The sequence below is a fragment of the Pedobacter sp. A2324 genome (assembly GCF_059693705.1).
In genome coordinates this window covers 787,672-801,060 of the sequence record NZ_JCASSK010000001.1, presented here as the reverse complement: position 1 = coordinate 801,060, position 13,389 = coordinate 787,672, and the positions used below count along the sequence as shown (strand labels likewise).

The window sequence follows — 13,389 nt, the reverse complement described above, 5'->3', positions numbered from 1 at the left end:
CGGCAAATATAAGGTAAAAGGAGGAAGGTTAAAAGCTGAGCGGGTATTATGGGAACTTACGATTAAAATCAGGGTACAGGATCGTGCCCGTGTTTACCCCAGGGATGACAGCGGCCTATGCGTTTCAACGCCATCCATCCGCCTTTAAACGGACCATACTTCCGGATAGCTTCTATGCCGTATTGCGAACAGGTTGGCGTGAACCGGCAGTTAGCTCCAAGTAAAGGTGAAATGGCATATTGATAAACTTTTATCAAGCCTAGAAATATCCAGCCAAATACTTTATTGATGATGCTCATCAGGACGAATGAGTGTTTTAAAACGTTTAAACGTAGCGATTAGTTTCTTTTGCATAAAAGCAAACTCGTATTTGCTTTTGCCTACAAATTGAATGGAAAAGAGTAACAAACCTTTATCTGAAGGCAGCTGATTGTAGAATTCTTCCTGCTTATTAAGGCGATAGGCCTCGCGGATGCGGCGTTTAAGTAAATTACGATCTACTGCCCGCTTATATCTTTTTTTAGGAACGTTAATCACCACCTGAGCTTTAACCTCAGCAGGCGATTCGATAAAAAGATAGGAAATACGAAAGGGGTATAATAAAAAAGAAGAACCGTTCTTAAACAGCAGATCTAAATGTTTTCTGCTGCATAACCGTTCTTCTTTATTGAATGTGTACATATATTCTTGATTGATAATTGCAGATTTGATCTGCAGATTCCGGAAGTCCGGAAAAGCAATCAAAAATTATGCTTTATGCTTGCGTTCGTCAGAAACTGTTAATCTTTTTCTTCCTTTAGCACGACGTGATGCTAATACTCGTCTGCCGTTAGCTGTTGCCATTCTTTCGCGGAAGCCGTGTTTGTTTCTTCTCTTTCTTTGCGAAGGTTGGTATGTTCTTTTCATGACTGTATATTATCTTATTATAATTTCAAAATTAAGAGGTGCAAATATAAAGCGATTTCTCTACAATTGCAAGTCTGATTAATTTTATTTTTTAATTAAAACCAAATGTAGCAATTCTTTTTAAAAGCCTGACCTTTCTATCTCCGATCAAGAAAAACTGAATAAAACGAATCTCCAATGGCTATGAAGTCACCTAAAGCGATCTTACAACCCTAAGGCAGCTTTCAATTTTACATAACCCGTTTTACTCACAGGCAACCAGATATCAGATTTGAGCAGCACCACGTAACTATCCTTTTCTTTAAGTTCGATTTTGGTAACCTGGGCTAAATTGATGATATAAGAACGGTGGATACGAATAAACTGACTTGGATCTAAAGTCTGCTCAAAATAACTCATGGTCTTATTTTTAAAAAATGTGCCATCAGTTGTACTCAGCTTTACGTAGTCATCATCAGCTTCGAGGTAGTTAATATCTCCTGTTGGAATAATTTTGATTACGCCATCCTTTTTTACCACTACCCTATTGTTTTGTGCAGGGCTCAATGCTGCTGCATCTAAAACTGCCTCCGTACTTTCCGTCTGGTTGAGTCGCGATGGTAATTTTTTCATCGCCGCATCGAAACGGCCTTTGTCAATTGGTTTTAACAAGTAATCAACCGCATTAACTTCAAAGGCCTTTATTGCATATTCATCAAAAGCAGTTGTAAAAATTACAGCAGGCTTATCTTCTACAAGTTCCAGCATTTCGAACCCACTTATTTTTGGCATCTGAATATCCAAAAAAATTAGATCTGGTTTATGGGCTGAAATTGCTTTTAATCCTTCAAACCCATCGCAACATTCGGCAACAACTTCAATTTCAGGATGATCCGTAAGATAAAACTTAACAATATCTCTGGCTAAAGGTTCATCATCAATTAGAATCGTTTTGATCATCTTTCTGCGGGATTTTTAGGGTGGTAATATATAAATTATTTGCCTCAATTTCCGTTTGCAATAAATGAGGATTGGCAAACAGCAAATATAATCTTCTTTTGATAGCGCTCAATCCAAATCCGGTACCGCCTGCAGCTTTCATTTCAGGATCAAATGGATTCTGAACACGCAACTCGAGAATATTACGATCTACAGTAACATCAACTTTAATCGTAATCCCTGCAGATGTATTATACAATCCAAATTTAATCGCATTCTCGACAATTGGCTGAAGCAAAGTTCCCGGCAAGCACAAGTTAAGTGTGTCTTCTGCTACGTTTACCTCTATATTTAACCGGTGACTGAACCGTACCTTTTCTATATCGAGGTAAAGCTGAATATATTCCATTTCTTCCTCAACAGATACCCATAATTCGTCATCGCGTTTCAGGGTTCCGCGAAGAAATGAAGCCAGCTTGGTAATCATGACTCCGGCCTCTTTAGGATTTACCATCGTAAGCGCAAAGACAGAGTTTAAGCTATTGAACAAAAAGTGCGGCTGAAGCTGATGACGGAGCTTATTTAATTCTGCTTCCTTCGCCAGGGTTTTGGCGGCCGATAATCTTTCATGCGTTTCGGACTGTTCTTCAAGTCTGTACCAGAGGATATTGGCCAATGCGCACCAACCTAAACACATAAAAGATATTAATCCCCGAAATGCAAATGAAAAATTATAGAAATCGAGGTATTCCTTAAAATCAGAAAACACATATAATATGGTGTACTTGGCAGCGTATATAATGACGAAAGTTAATGCCAAAGTAATAATCAGTACATACAAAATACGTTCGTTTTTGGGCTGATAATATCCAAGCATATTGCTTATTGCAATGCAGGCCATCACCAGCAAAAAGTTACTTACAAAACTGTCGGCAAAAGAAATTAACCATGAAAAGTTAACTACATAATGCAACCCGACAGTGCACAACACAAACCATGCAATGGCTATGGTAAGGGCTGTTTTTTGTATTCGGGTTACGGAAAGAGGTCTAGTTGTCAAAGCGTGTTTAGTTAATGGTAGTTCGTTTACTAAACCAGGCAGAACGAGTTCTGCCTGGCATTTTGTTCAAATACTTTAAAAACTTTTAATTTCAATTCCACCGAACAGAACTGTACCATCAAGATACAATGTTTTTTGCATCTGATCTATCGGAAGCATGTGCCCGCGCTTATCTTCTACACTTCCAAAAATTGCGGTCACATTCGATTTTATTGCCCAGGTTGGAGGAACAATCAGCTTGATGCCACCAAAAACTGCAGTCACATCAAGGGACGCCCTTTCATTAAAATCAGCTTGCGTCATAATGATGTCGGCCCCGCCAAAAACGGCTGAGATGTCTCCTCCTTTGAAATCTTTGGAATAAACTGTTTGGTTTGAACCACCGAAAACCGCAGTTACGTCGATGAAATCATGCCCTGTTGGTTGCTGATTTGCTTCATTATAGCCCGCTTCAGCGCCTTGCTTGAAGCCGAAGTCTGATTTCAGGTTCTCTTTAAAAGTTTTCTTACTCCTCAGCGAATCTTTTGGCCTGATGATTAAAAACCCGCCGATAATCACCAATCCAAATCCTAATGCATATTTTGATACATCAATATCAAAGCCCATATTGTCGATGGTATTATATGATCCAATTAAGATTAATATCAGCCAGCCAATTCCTTTAAAATGGCGCTTAACGCCTAAAAACAAACCTAATGCAATTAAGAATGTCCAGAAACTGAATACCCAGTTGGGGATATCCAGTCCCATGTTATCGAGCAGGAAGGCAAGCCCGATAATCACAATAACCAAACCACTTAAAATCCGTCCAGAACTTTTAGCCGAATGTTGTCCGTTTATATTTAGATTTTCCATGTGTTATAATATTTAATAATCAAAAGTATTTATAAGAGATCAAAATGACCATGGATTGGCTTTAAAGATTCGAAGAATGGCGGTGAGCGGCTGCATTTCATCGGTGAAAAATATTTGCGTATTTTGAGACTATGAAATATTGGTTAATAGTAGTAGGATTAAGCCTTTCCTCTTTATGTTTTGCCCAGGATATCCATACGAGATTTAAAGTCTACGACGTTAAAAAGCACAGGGTAATTTCATTGGGCGAGATTATATCCGATATGAGTAAAGCAGATGTACTATTTTTTGGCGAAGAGCACAATGACTCAATCGGACATTTCCTGGAATTGGAAATATTCAGATTATTAAACGAAAAATACCAGAAACAGGTAGCTTTAAGCATGGAAATGTTCCACACAGATGTTCAGCCAGTAGTTGACGAGTATCTTGCTGACGCCATTTCTGAAAAGAACTTTGTTAAAGACAGCAGAGCATGGTCAAACTATAAAGATTACAAACCACTAATCGAGTATGCCAAATTGGGGAAATTACCAGTTATCGCGGCTAATGCTGCTGCCAGATATAGTAACGCGGTAACAAAAGGTGGATTAGTTATTTTGCAATCGTTTCCAAAGTCATCCCTCGTCTTTTTACCGCCAATCCCTATTGATACAGCATCCGGCAGATATTATCAAAAATTTAATGATTTACTGGGCGGACATAGCATGGGGTCGATGAAAGTATATCAGACTCAGAACTTCTGGGATGCGACCATGGCCTGGTCAATCAGCAGGTTCATGAAAAACAACAAAGCGTTTAAAATATTTCAGATAAACGGTCGCTTTCACAGCGATGAAAAGTTAGGAACCTTTGTTCAGTTAATGCGTTATGCACCTAAAGCCAGAATCCTGAACATCTCAGCTTTTTCCGATGATAGTTTTGAGAATCCGGACTGGAGTAAGTTTAGCAACCTGGCAGATTATTTGATCATTACCGATCCGAAAGTTAAAAGAAGCTATTAAGTTGATACCAAATAAAAAATCCGCCTCTCAGGCGGATTTCCAATTTATGCTTTTGCTTTTAGCAAATCTCTTATTTCTGTAAGCAATACCTCTTCTTTGGTTGGTGCCGGAGGTGCAGCTGGCGTGGCTTCTTCCTTACGTTTCAAAGCATTAATAGCCTTAACCATGAGGAAAATAATAAATGCCAAAATCAAAAAATTAATGATTTCAGTTACGAAATTACCCCAGGCGAAAACAGGGCCCAGTTTTTTCGCTTCTTCGAGTGAAAGATCAGGATTTGCTTCAAACGCAGCTTTAACCTTATCATTTAATGGAAAATAAAAATTAGTAAATCCCTTATCTCCTATCAACAAACTTATTGGAGGCATTATCAAATCATTTACCAATGACTGCACAATTTTTCCAAAAGCACCACCAATGATAACACCGACAGCAAGATCTACTACATTGCCTTTAATGGCAAACTCTTTAAATTCTTTTACAAATCCCATAAATTAAATTTTAATATATTTATTTTCAAATTAGCAAACATAATGCCCATGCATATGTTTAAGGGATGATTTTAAAACCAAACATAACAAAAGCATTTGATTAATTCCCCAAATATCTGAAATGATTTGTTTATTTTTGCTCCAATTCTATTACTACTTATGCTAAAGCAACATTTACAACAAAAATTATTACAAAAGTTATCACCACAACAAATTCAGTTTATTAAGTTGTTGCAGGTGCCAACAGTTGCTTTAGATACGCGTGTTAAAGAAGAACTGGAAGAAAATCCAGCACTCGAAGATCCAAGTTTAATGACACAGGATGAGCCGAAAGGTGAGTATGATGATTTGAACGATACCCCGGATAATTACGAAAGCTCATCTGAGGAAAGTGGTATGGATGAGTTTAATGTTGATGACTATCTGCAAGATGATAGCGCTAACGACTATAGCACCAATTACAATAACGGCGATGATGATGAAGAAAAAAAAGAAACACCTATAGCGATAGAAAGTACTTTTTTTGAAAGTCTGCAGGAGCAACTGGACCTAGTACCCTTATCTGATCAGGATTTCATAATCGGCAAACAGATTATAGGCAGTTTAGATGATGATGGCTACTTGCGCCGCCCCCTAAGCTCAATGATCGATGACCTGGCATTTTCACAGAATGTAATGGTGGAAGAAGAAGATGTACTGGAAATGCTGAAACTGATTCAAAGCTTCGACCCTCCGGGAATTGGTGCCAGGGATTTAAAAGAATGCCTGCTTATCCAGCTTAAAAGGAAAGACGCCAGCAACCCGATCATCGTTAAAGCAATGAATGTTGTGGAGAACTACCTGGATGAATTTACACGTAAGCATTACGATAAATTAGAAAAGAGTCTCGGCCTTGACAGCGAGGAGCTGAAAGAAGTAGTGAATGAAATTTTGCGTTTGAATCCTAAACCGGGTGATGCGAACCAGGTTACAACAAAGCAAATGCAGATCATCCCGGATTTTCACATCAGCAACAATGACGGCATTTTAATTCTGACTCTCAATTCAAAAAATGCACCCGAGCTTAAAGTAAGCCGCTCCTACCAGGAAATGTTCGAGCATTATGATAAGGCTGCCTCAAAAGATAAAAAGCTCAAAGAAGCCGTTCAGTTTGTAAAGCAAAAACTTGACTCAGCAAAGTGGTTCATAGATGCCATTAAGCAAAGACAGCAGACCTTGCTTAAAACCATGAATGCCATCATGCATTATCAGTATGAATATTTTTTAACGGCAGATGAGCGTAAAATGCGCCCTATGATTTTGAAAGATATTGCTGATAAAATCGATATGGATATTTCTACAGTATCCAGGGTAGCCAATTCAAAGTACGTTCAAACGGAATTCGGCACCTTTTTGCTTAAATCCTTTTTTTCTGAAGCCATTCAAACCGAAAATGGTGAAGAAGTTTCCAACAAAGAAGTTAAAAAAATTCTTGAAGATTGTATTGGTAATGAGGACAAACGCAAACCGCTTGCCGATGAAAAGTTAACTGAAATCCTGAAAGACAGGGGTTATAACATCGCCCGCAGAACGGTTGCAAAGTATCGTGAGCAAATGAATATCCCCGTTGCCCGCCTCAGAAAGGAATTATAGAGCTGTTCTACATGCTGTGTTAGTTGTAAGCCATTTGTGTACTGGGGTTACAACCTAAAGTTAGGAGTTCAAAAAGCCTTACCAGATTTTAATGTATGATGGGACCTTGTAAATATTGTTCAACATCAGTCCAAGCACAATTTCATGACTGCCATTGCTCACCTGATTCAAATCTGAAGTTGTAAAATCGTACGAGTAAGTCAGATTAACCATTTTGCCTATGTTAAAACCAGCCATTGCAGCAAAGGAATCATCTTTCCGGTAACTTCCGCCCAGCCAGAAACGATCTCTAAAAGCAATTTTCATATTTAAATCAAATGAAACCGGACTTGGCTCCACGTATTTGATCATTACTGAAGGAATGGCTGCGATTTCATCATCAAAGAAAAACTTGTATCCTGCAGTAGCAAAATAATGCGGAACCTCTTTACCCACATTGTATGATTCATCTCCGGTAAAACTTAATGTTTGTGGTAAAATCTGCTGAACAGATAAACCTCCAAATAATCGTGAGCCATATAACCATAACCCGATACTCAGGTCAGGTTTAACCTGGTTGATCAACGCTCTGTTCAGTGCCGGATCATACGGCGTGTCAAATGTTAAAGCATTTACATCAAGCGAAATACTGGAAACACCGGCGGCAACGCCTGCAGATAAATTAAAGTTATTGTTAAGCTGTAAATGGTAGGCATAAGTCACATTTGCATCCACCCGCTTTATTGGCCCTGTTTTATCCAATACTGCCGTTACACCCATACCGTGGTGAGATGGAGATGACGTATAGTTTTGCGTATAATTGCGGTCCATTGGGTTACCTGTTTGCTCCGGAAAAGAAGTCAGTGCATTACTCCAAAGCTGGTTATCTCCTAGTGCCCAATGTGCTGACACAAACGATGTTTGCGGCGCGTCGTTAATCCCTGCCCATTGTTTCCTGTACCCCGCCTTGAAATCCATATAATTTTCAATTCCCGATAAAGCAGGATTGAGCAGATATTGATTAAATATATACTGGGTATACTGTGGTTTCTGCTGCGAAAACCCCTGAAGTGTAAGAAAAACTGCTAAAATAAAAATGAGCTTTTTCAAAATTCTATCTGATAATTGTTAATGGTCCTGTCACTGTTTTCCGGCCGTTGCGCGGATTAATAATGTAATAATATACACCTACGGGCAATGGTTCATTCTGATAATTTCCGTCGAATGGAGTCTGATATCCATTACTGGAAAACACCTTGTTCCCGTTACGATTGAAGATCTCAACAGTAGCAAGTGGATATGATTCTAAATATTTAATTAACCATACATCATTTACCCCATCCCCGTTGGGCGTAAATGCATTAGGCGGATTTATACTTTGCAATACTTTAACCATAACCGATGAAGTTGCCATACAACCATCGGGCTGGGTAGTTACAGTGAGGGTATATTCGGTATCTTTTTCCGGTGCCGCTACCGGGTTTAGTACATCTGTACGGTTAAGCCCCAGCGCCGGCGACCAGCTGTAGGTTAAGTTTTTGCCTTCGGCTGTGGCAGGAAGGGGAAGTTGACCACCTGCCAAAATGTAAATGCTTTCGCCTGCATCAGTTACAGGCGACTCATAAACTTCTACTGTTTTTGTCACTGCATTTTCGCAACCATTATCAGCCTTAAAGGTATAGGTAATCATATGACTTCCTGGACCGGCAACTTTCGGATTATAGAGACCATCTTCGGCCATGCCTTTGCCATCGCTCGTATAAATGCCCTTCCCAATGATTCCTGAAGTTTCGTTGGCATAAGTAAACATCACACTGCCATCATTTTCACAAACTGAAGCCATATCGTTGAATAAAATCCGGGGCACAGGCTTTAAAGTGATTTCCTGAATCGCCTCTTTTGTACAAACAGAATTGTCACCGGTATAACCCACAATCCTGATGGTATGTTTCTGAACCTGATTTCCTCCGAAAGCATCATAGGTTAAATGAATTTCATCGGTTTGATTAGGATACATCACCGTTTTGGTAATCGTGTTGACTCCTGTTGCGGTGTAATCTTTATAAATTTCGAGTTTTACAACTTTGCCTACCAGCGCCGTAAAACCGCTCCTGAGCACGACATCATTGTTGCTGCATAAATTATCAATATTTAGCACCATAAATTCAGCTTTATCTACACGTCCGTTAACGATAAAAGATTTAGTACTGGTATTTTCACATCCATTGGAGTTAATGATGGTGAGTTTAACCTCATAAGGACCTGGATTTACATACTGATGTTTACCATCTCTTTCGGTTGACGTATTTGCTCCACTCGCCGGGTCGCCGAAGTCCCATTTATAAGTAAAGGTTCCTGCCCCATCGGAAGCATCTACCGATATATTTACAAATGTGGTTAAGCAATCACTCGAACATACATCGGGCAAAGTGAAGTCGGCCGTTGGAATTGCCGTAATGTCAATCCTTTTTTCATATGTTGTGCCACTGCAACCTGCACTGCTGGTGGTATAAAGCTTTACAGTGTATGCACCTATTTTGGAAAAAACATGCGTGAATGGCTTACTGTCGGTTCTAGTTTCAGGATTTGTACCATCGTTGAAATCCCATTTCCAGAAAGAAATTGAAGATGTGTTAACAGAATTATCAACGGTAGATTGATCAGTAAAGGTAACCGGCGCATTCACACAGCCTATAGCAGGTGCATCAAACTTGCTTTGAGATACCGGGTAAACTTCCACTTTCTTTTCTATCACATCTGACCAGCATCCCCCCGAGTTGGATACAGATAATTTAATGATATGCGATCCAGTTGTTTTAAATGTGTATACAGGACTTTCTGTTTCAATCACTTCGTCATCAAACTGCCACTTCCATTTAGTTACGGGAGCGTTGGTACTGCCGTTTACGATTACTGGTGTTACAGAATTCCCTAAGCATACCCGTTCGGAAACATTAAAAGTGGCATCAGGCTTTTCATAAATAATAAACCCGCTACTAATGGTTTCCATGTTACCACAATTGTTAGCGTTCTTGTAGGTAACCTGTACGCTAAAATTATATTCACCTGCTTTGTTTATGTCTATCTCATCAGGAAAATTGTAAGTGTAAAACTGAAGGCCGTCTTTGGTAGTAGGAATGGCAACCGGATTAGTTTGCTTTATTGTGTTCGCCCCATCTAAATTCCAAATCAGTTCAGTAGCCTCACCAGTAAGATTAATCTTAACTTTAAATCCATCTCCTGCGCATCCCGATGTTATGGTATTCTCTGCAAGATCAGTTGCCTGAAAAGTATAACTCTGAACGTTTGCACCTGCAAGATATGCATAAGACTCAACAACACCATATCCATAGGCAATGGCTGAAAACCCGCCACTCGCAGTCAGTCTATGCTGAGCTTGTAGGCCTGTTACATCAATTACAGCATAACTATAATCGGAATTGGCAATCGGAACAAACGATGATGAGTAAGCAGTACCATCTAATTTAAACGATGCAACTTCCGCAGTTTTGATCACCACGTTAATAAAGTATTTGTTGATGTTGGTTTTTGTACCCAAAAAGCTCTTTATGTCAGAGAAAACAGTAATATCATTAAGCGTTTGCTCAACTGGGTTTAATACCGTTATTTCCGGATCACCAGGAAAAGGTGCATCTGCATTTGCCCCTGTATTGCTTGGATTACAGGTCTGGGAAGTCTGGTAATGAGCCAGCGCAATTGAACGATCACTGGATATTACATTTGGGCCCGTAGAATAAAAATTGATGATTGAACCTTTTTTATACGGGTTTGTTAAAGTAGTTCCATTTGCAGATGTAGTACTCCCATTTACAGTTACATTAGTATTATCCTCAGCAACAATTATTCTAAACGCATCAGTATTTCCGTGTAGTGTGTTAAAAAATGGGGAGGTCACAAAGTTTTTTCCCCAGGCAGATACAGGGAACAATTGTTGATATAAATTATCCCCACCTGATGGAGTTCTCGAGTTACCAGACTCACAAAACGCAACCCAACTATTTCCGGAAAAAACAGCAATGGGTTTGCAATCACCGTCAGAGCTGATATAAGTTCCCGAGAGGTCATCAACAGCCTGATATTGGTAAATTTGCCCTTTATTTAACGTTATAGAAAAAGGTACACCTGCAGTATGGCCCCCAGTTCTGGAAGTCTGTTTTGGAACAATATTAATAAGGGTATTATCAACAGTCCCTAAAATACTGAACTCAGAATAAATGTTTGCCCCTTTATTTCCAAGGTTTTCATGAGAAAAAACATAATATTCTTTGCCTAAGGTTGTGGTTGGAATCACCATTGTTCCACCAGTCCTGTTATTGTTATAGATAATGCAATACAAAGATATCTGCATATCAGTCTCAACATGAACAGCCATATTCGATTCCACAACCTCAGAACTCTCGATGTAAACATTAATTGAATTAGGATCAATAACAATCGGAGCTGAGCTGTTTGCATTTATCGTTCCCGAAGCAACTACTGTATTCCCAACAGATATCTTATAATTTGTTTTGTAATCTGCAGATAAAATCAGGTTCATCCTCGAGGTTTTACCATCCACGTGTGCTGAATATGGCAAATAAAAATCTTTTCCCTTATTGGAGGTCGCTTGCCCGAAAATAGTAGCTGGCAACAGAAATAATAGAAACACACCAACCAATAGCCAAAGCTTACACATTATTTTATTAGTTTATTCGGCTTATGAAAGACATTTTATTCAAAATAGATATGCAATATACCATTTAAAGAATAGAACAAAAAAGACAATAATGGAAATTTAACACTTTTTATATTGTGCTAACGGATAAATTGAAGATCATTAAAACGATCATGATCAATTCATCTGGAGAGAAAGGTGTAAGAATGGGCTTCAGTCAACAGATAGCCTAATTCAACGTATAGATAAGAAGCTTATATAAAATATAGATTTTGTTAGTCCTGATCAGACTGATCGCCACTACCGAATTGGTCGGAAAAATCTTTCGCATTTTCGTCAGCTATCTCATCATTATGCGACTTAGGCTCCAGATTTTCATCCAAACGATCATTCCAGTCGTTCAAGCCTTTAGAGGCTTCGTCCTGATTCTGTGTATTCACATTTGATTTCGAAAGATCTTTACCGTGGTTTTCCATGAGCTTAAACTTTGATTTAGAACAACTCTGTGCCTAGAAAGTTTTGAACCCGGCCGATAATAATGTGTAGGTGTTATTTTTTCAAAGGTTCCTCCTTTGCGTCTTTAAACTCCTTAACACTTTTTCCAATCCCACGCATTAATTCAGGAAGTTTTTTACCACCAAAAATTAACAATATAACAACCCCAATTAAAATGATCTCTATAGCCGACATATATATGTTTTAATACAATATACGATAAAAGCCCGGACAATGTTTTTTTAAAAGCAAACATTTCAAAAAAAGCTTGATCTGGAAACGAAAAATCCAATAGGTGATTGCTGCTTTATTAAACCAGCATTGCCTTTAAAGTTCGGTTTTTGATCTTTGGCAATAAACCATGCCGAATGTATTCAGATAACCCCCTGAGTTGCTTAATCGCCTTGATTGCTTCGTATCCTTCATAGTTCGTTCTGATTTTATTTAACAACAGCGTATCCGTTTTAAACATATCGCTTTCCTTAAGGAGCCCTTTATGCAGAAACCTTTTTATCAGTTCGGCCATCTTCCCGTTTGCATACAGGTGTAACGGAAGTTTAAATACCTCATTATTCAGTTTTTCAAATACCTCATTAATCCAGGCCACCTGCTGATCATCGTTAACGGCCATTCTGCCATTATTCATCACAACCGATAATAGGAAGTTGCGGGCACTTTGACGTGAAATAATCCCGCCGTGTATACTGTCACGTAAAGTATAATCTAATCGGTCGGCACATAAAAAAGGCATTGGTTGTTCCAGGATATCAAATGTTCCGTATATGATTTCTTTAACATCATAACCATATTTCAGTAACACGTCAGGAATTTCGGATCGATAGATAATTTCAGCAAAAACCTGCTCGTGATAATCCTCTTCAACATGATCGAAAACATAATCACCTACGTGGGAAAATGCAGTATGTGAAATATCATGTAGCAAGCCTGCAATTTGTTCCAGTTCCGATCCACCAAGTTTTTTGATCAGCATGGTAACTCCAATTGCATGCTCTAAGCGTGAGTGGCAGATATCAGGGTTAACCAGAAAAATTGCACCACTTTGATGAACACCTCCCAATCGCTTCAAAGCGTCTGTATTTAAAAGATCTTCAAACACCTGCGGGAAATCCATTTTACCATATAAAAAATCATTTATCTGTATCATATTTTCCCTTTGTTATTAAATAAATTATAAGCCGAAATTACTAATATATTTAGCTTAAAAGAAATTAAGATATCAACATTGCATCATTACTAACTAATTTTATTAGCTCAAAAGCAAACTTTCATTTATTTTGAAAATGATTATTACAATTACATGATTAACAAATACCTACCTGATAAAACAAGGTATTCACTAAAGCGTTATCATTG

The 13,389-nt window shown here is 38.6% G+C and carries 14 protein-coding genes; 2 read left to right on the top strand and 12 right to left on the bottom strand.

Annotation, left to right across the window (positions count from 1 at the left end):
- Positions 1–68 precede the first annotated feature (68 nt).
- The 6 genes from yidD to AC570I_RS03395 form a co-directional block, all read right to left on the bottom strand.
- Positions 69–299 carry a membrane protein insertion efficiency factor YidD gene (gene yidD / locus AC570I_RS03420; protein WP_047797384.1) on the bottom strand — a complete coding sequence of 77 codons (231 nt, stop codon included), beginning with the start codon at positions 297–299 and terminating at the stop codon, positions 69–71.
- Entirely contained in the window at positions 283–681 is a 399-nt protein-coding gene (locus tag AC570I_RS03415; RefSeq protein ID WP_497404353.1) for a ribonuclease P protein component, read from the bottom strand. The genes yidD and AC570I_RS03415 overlap by 17 nt, the downstream gene beginning before the upstream one ends.
- A 66-nt stretch (positions 682–747) precedes the next feature.
- A complete protein-coding gene (gene rpmH / locus AC570I_RS03410) occupies positions 748–906 on the bottom strand; it encodes a 50S ribosomal protein L34 (RefSeq protein WP_010601723.1) in 159 nt (52 codons plus the stop codon).
- A gap of 204 nt (positions 907–1,110) precedes the next feature.
- The gene (locus AC570I_RS03405; protein ID WP_047797385.1) at positions 1,111–1,845 is read right to left on the bottom strand and encodes a LytR/AlgR family response regulator transcription factor; all 735 of its coding nucleotides are present in this window, start codon (positions 1,843–1,845) and stop codon (positions 1,111–1,113) included.
- On the bottom strand, positions 1,823–2,884 hold the full coding sequence (locus AC570I_RS03400; RefSeq protein ID WP_497404352.1) for a sensor histidine kinase: 1,062 nt from the start codon (positions 2,882–2,884) through the stop codon (positions 1,823–1,825). Before AC570I_RS03400 ends, AC570I_RS03405 begins: the two co-directional genes overlap by 23 nt.
- 75 nt (positions 2,885–2,959) lie before the next feature.
- The gene (locus AC570I_RS03395; RefSeq protein WP_047797386.1) at positions 2,960–3,739 is read right to left on the bottom strand and encodes a LiaF transmembrane domain-containing protein; all 780 of its coding nucleotides are present in this window, start codon (positions 3,737–3,739) and stop codon (positions 2,960–2,962) included.
- A 131-nt stretch (positions 3,740–3,870) separates the two neighbouring features.
- On the opposite strand from AC570I_RS03395, the gene AC570I_RS03390 reads away from it, so the two are divergent.
- Positions 3,871–4,743, top strand: a complete 873-nt coding sequence (locus AC570I_RS03390) for a ChaN family lipoprotein (RefSeq protein ID WP_497404351.1) — start codon at positions 3,871–3,873, stop codon at positions 4,741–4,743.
- 44 nt (positions 4,744–4,787) lie between these two features.
- Here the strand turns inward: AC570I_RS03390 and mscL are convergent, their stop codons facing one another.
- On the bottom strand, positions 4,788–5,234 hold the full coding sequence (gene mscL / locus AC570I_RS03385; RefSeq protein WP_047797387.1) for a large conductance mechanosensitive channel protein MscL: 447 nt from the start codon (positions 5,232–5,234) through the stop codon (positions 4,788–4,790).
- Positions 5,235–5,393: 159 nt separating this feature from the next.
- Here mscL and rpoN point away from each other — a divergent pair, with 159 nt between their 5' ends.
- Positions 5,394–6,866 (top strand): RNA polymerase factor sigma-54, encoded by a 1,473-nt coding sequence (rpoN, locus tag AC570I_RS03380; protein WP_047797388.1) that lies wholly within the window; start codon positions 5,394–5,396, stop codon positions 6,864–6,866.
- Positions 6,867–6,944: 78 nt separating this feature from the next.
- Here the strand turns inward: rpoN and AC570I_RS03375 are convergent, their stop codons facing one another.
- The 5 genes from AC570I_RS03375 to AC570I_RS03355 all read right to left on the bottom strand — a co-directional run bounded on the left by AC570I_RS03375 (position 6,945) and on the right by AC570I_RS03355 (position 13,180).
- Positions 6,945–7,955, bottom strand: a complete 1,011-nt coding sequence (locus tag AC570I_RS03375) for a PorP/SprF family type IX secretion system membrane protein (RefSeq protein ID WP_497404350.1) — start codon at positions 7,953–7,955, stop codon at positions 6,945–6,947.
- Between the two features lie 4 nt (positions 7,956–7,959).
- The gene (locus AC570I_RS03370; protein ID WP_497404349.1) at positions 7,960–11,541 is read right to left on the bottom strand and encodes a PKD domain-containing protein; all 3,582 of its coding nucleotides are present in this window, start codon (positions 11,539–11,541) and stop codon (positions 7,960–7,962) included.
- 254 nt (positions 11,542–11,795) lie between these two features.
- Positions 11,796–11,996: a hypothetical protein gene (locus AC570I_RS03365; protein WP_497404348.1), complete on the bottom strand. Its 201-nt coding sequence runs from the start codon at positions 11,994–11,996 to the stop codon at positions 11,796–11,798.
- A 73-nt stretch (positions 11,997–12,069) separates the two neighbouring features.
- A complete protein-coding gene (gene tatA / locus AC570I_RS03360; protein WP_497404347.1) occupies positions 12,070–12,210 on the bottom strand; it encodes a twin-arginine translocase TatA/TatE family subunit in 141 nt (46 codons plus the stop codon).
- A 115-nt stretch (positions 12,211–12,325) separates the two neighbouring features.
- Complete coding sequence (locus AC570I_RS03355; RefSeq protein WP_497404346.1) at positions 12,326–13,180, bottom strand: HD domain-containing protein; 855 nt, start codon at positions 13,178–13,180, stop codon at positions 12,326–12,328.
- Positions 13,181–13,389 lie beyond the last annotated feature (209 nt).

What these genes read in the sequence shown, in the direction of transcription:
- yidD (WP_047797384.1), bottom strand. Translation starts at nt 299, where the DNA reads ATGAGCATCATCAATAAAGTATTTGGCTGGATATTTCTAGGCTTGATA.
- AC570I_RS03415 (WP_497404353.1), bottom strand. Translation starts at nt 681, where the DNA reads ATGTACACATTCAATAAAGAAGAACGGTTATGCAGCAGAAAACATTTA.
- rpmH (WP_010601723.1), bottom strand. Translation starts at nt 906, where the DNA reads ATGAAAAGAACATACCAACCTTCGCAAAGAAAGAGAAGAAACAAACAC.
- AC570I_RS03405 (WP_047797385.1), bottom strand. Translation starts at nt 1,845, where the DNA reads ATGATCAAAACGATTCTAATTGATGATGAACCTTTAGCCAGAGATATT.
- AC570I_RS03395 (WP_047797386.1), bottom strand. Translation starts at nt 3,739, where the DNA reads ATGGAAAATCTAAATATAAACGGACAACATTCGGCTAAAAGTTCTGGA.
- AC570I_RS03390 (WP_497404351.1), top strand. Translation starts at nt 3,871, where the DNA reads ATGAAATATTGGTTAATAGTAGTAGGATTAAGCCTTTCCTCTTTATGT.
- mscL (WP_047797387.1), bottom strand. Translation starts at nt 5,234, where the DNA reads ATGGGATTTGTAAAAGAATTTAAAGAGTTTGCCATTAAAGGCAATGTA.
- rpoN (WP_047797388.1), top strand. Translation starts at nt 5,394, where the DNA reads ATGCTAAAGCAACATTTACAACAAAAATTATTACAAAAGTTATCACCA.
- AC570I_RS03370 (WP_497404349.1), bottom strand. Translation starts at nt 11,541, where the DNA reads ATGTGTAAGCTTTGGCTATTGGTTGGTGTGTTTCTATTATTTCTGTTG.
- AC570I_RS03365 (WP_497404348.1), bottom strand. Translation starts at nt 11,996, where the DNA reads ATGGAAAACCACGGTAAAGATCTTTCGAAATCAAATGTGAATACACAG.
- tatA (WP_497404347.1), bottom strand. Translation starts at nt 12,210, where the DNA reads ATGTCGGCTATAGAGATCATTTTAATTGGGGTTGTTATATTGTTAATT.
- AC570I_RS03355 (WP_497404346.1), bottom strand. Translation starts at nt 13,180, where the DNA reads ATGATACAGATAAATGATTTTTTATATGGTAAAATGGATTTCCCGCAG.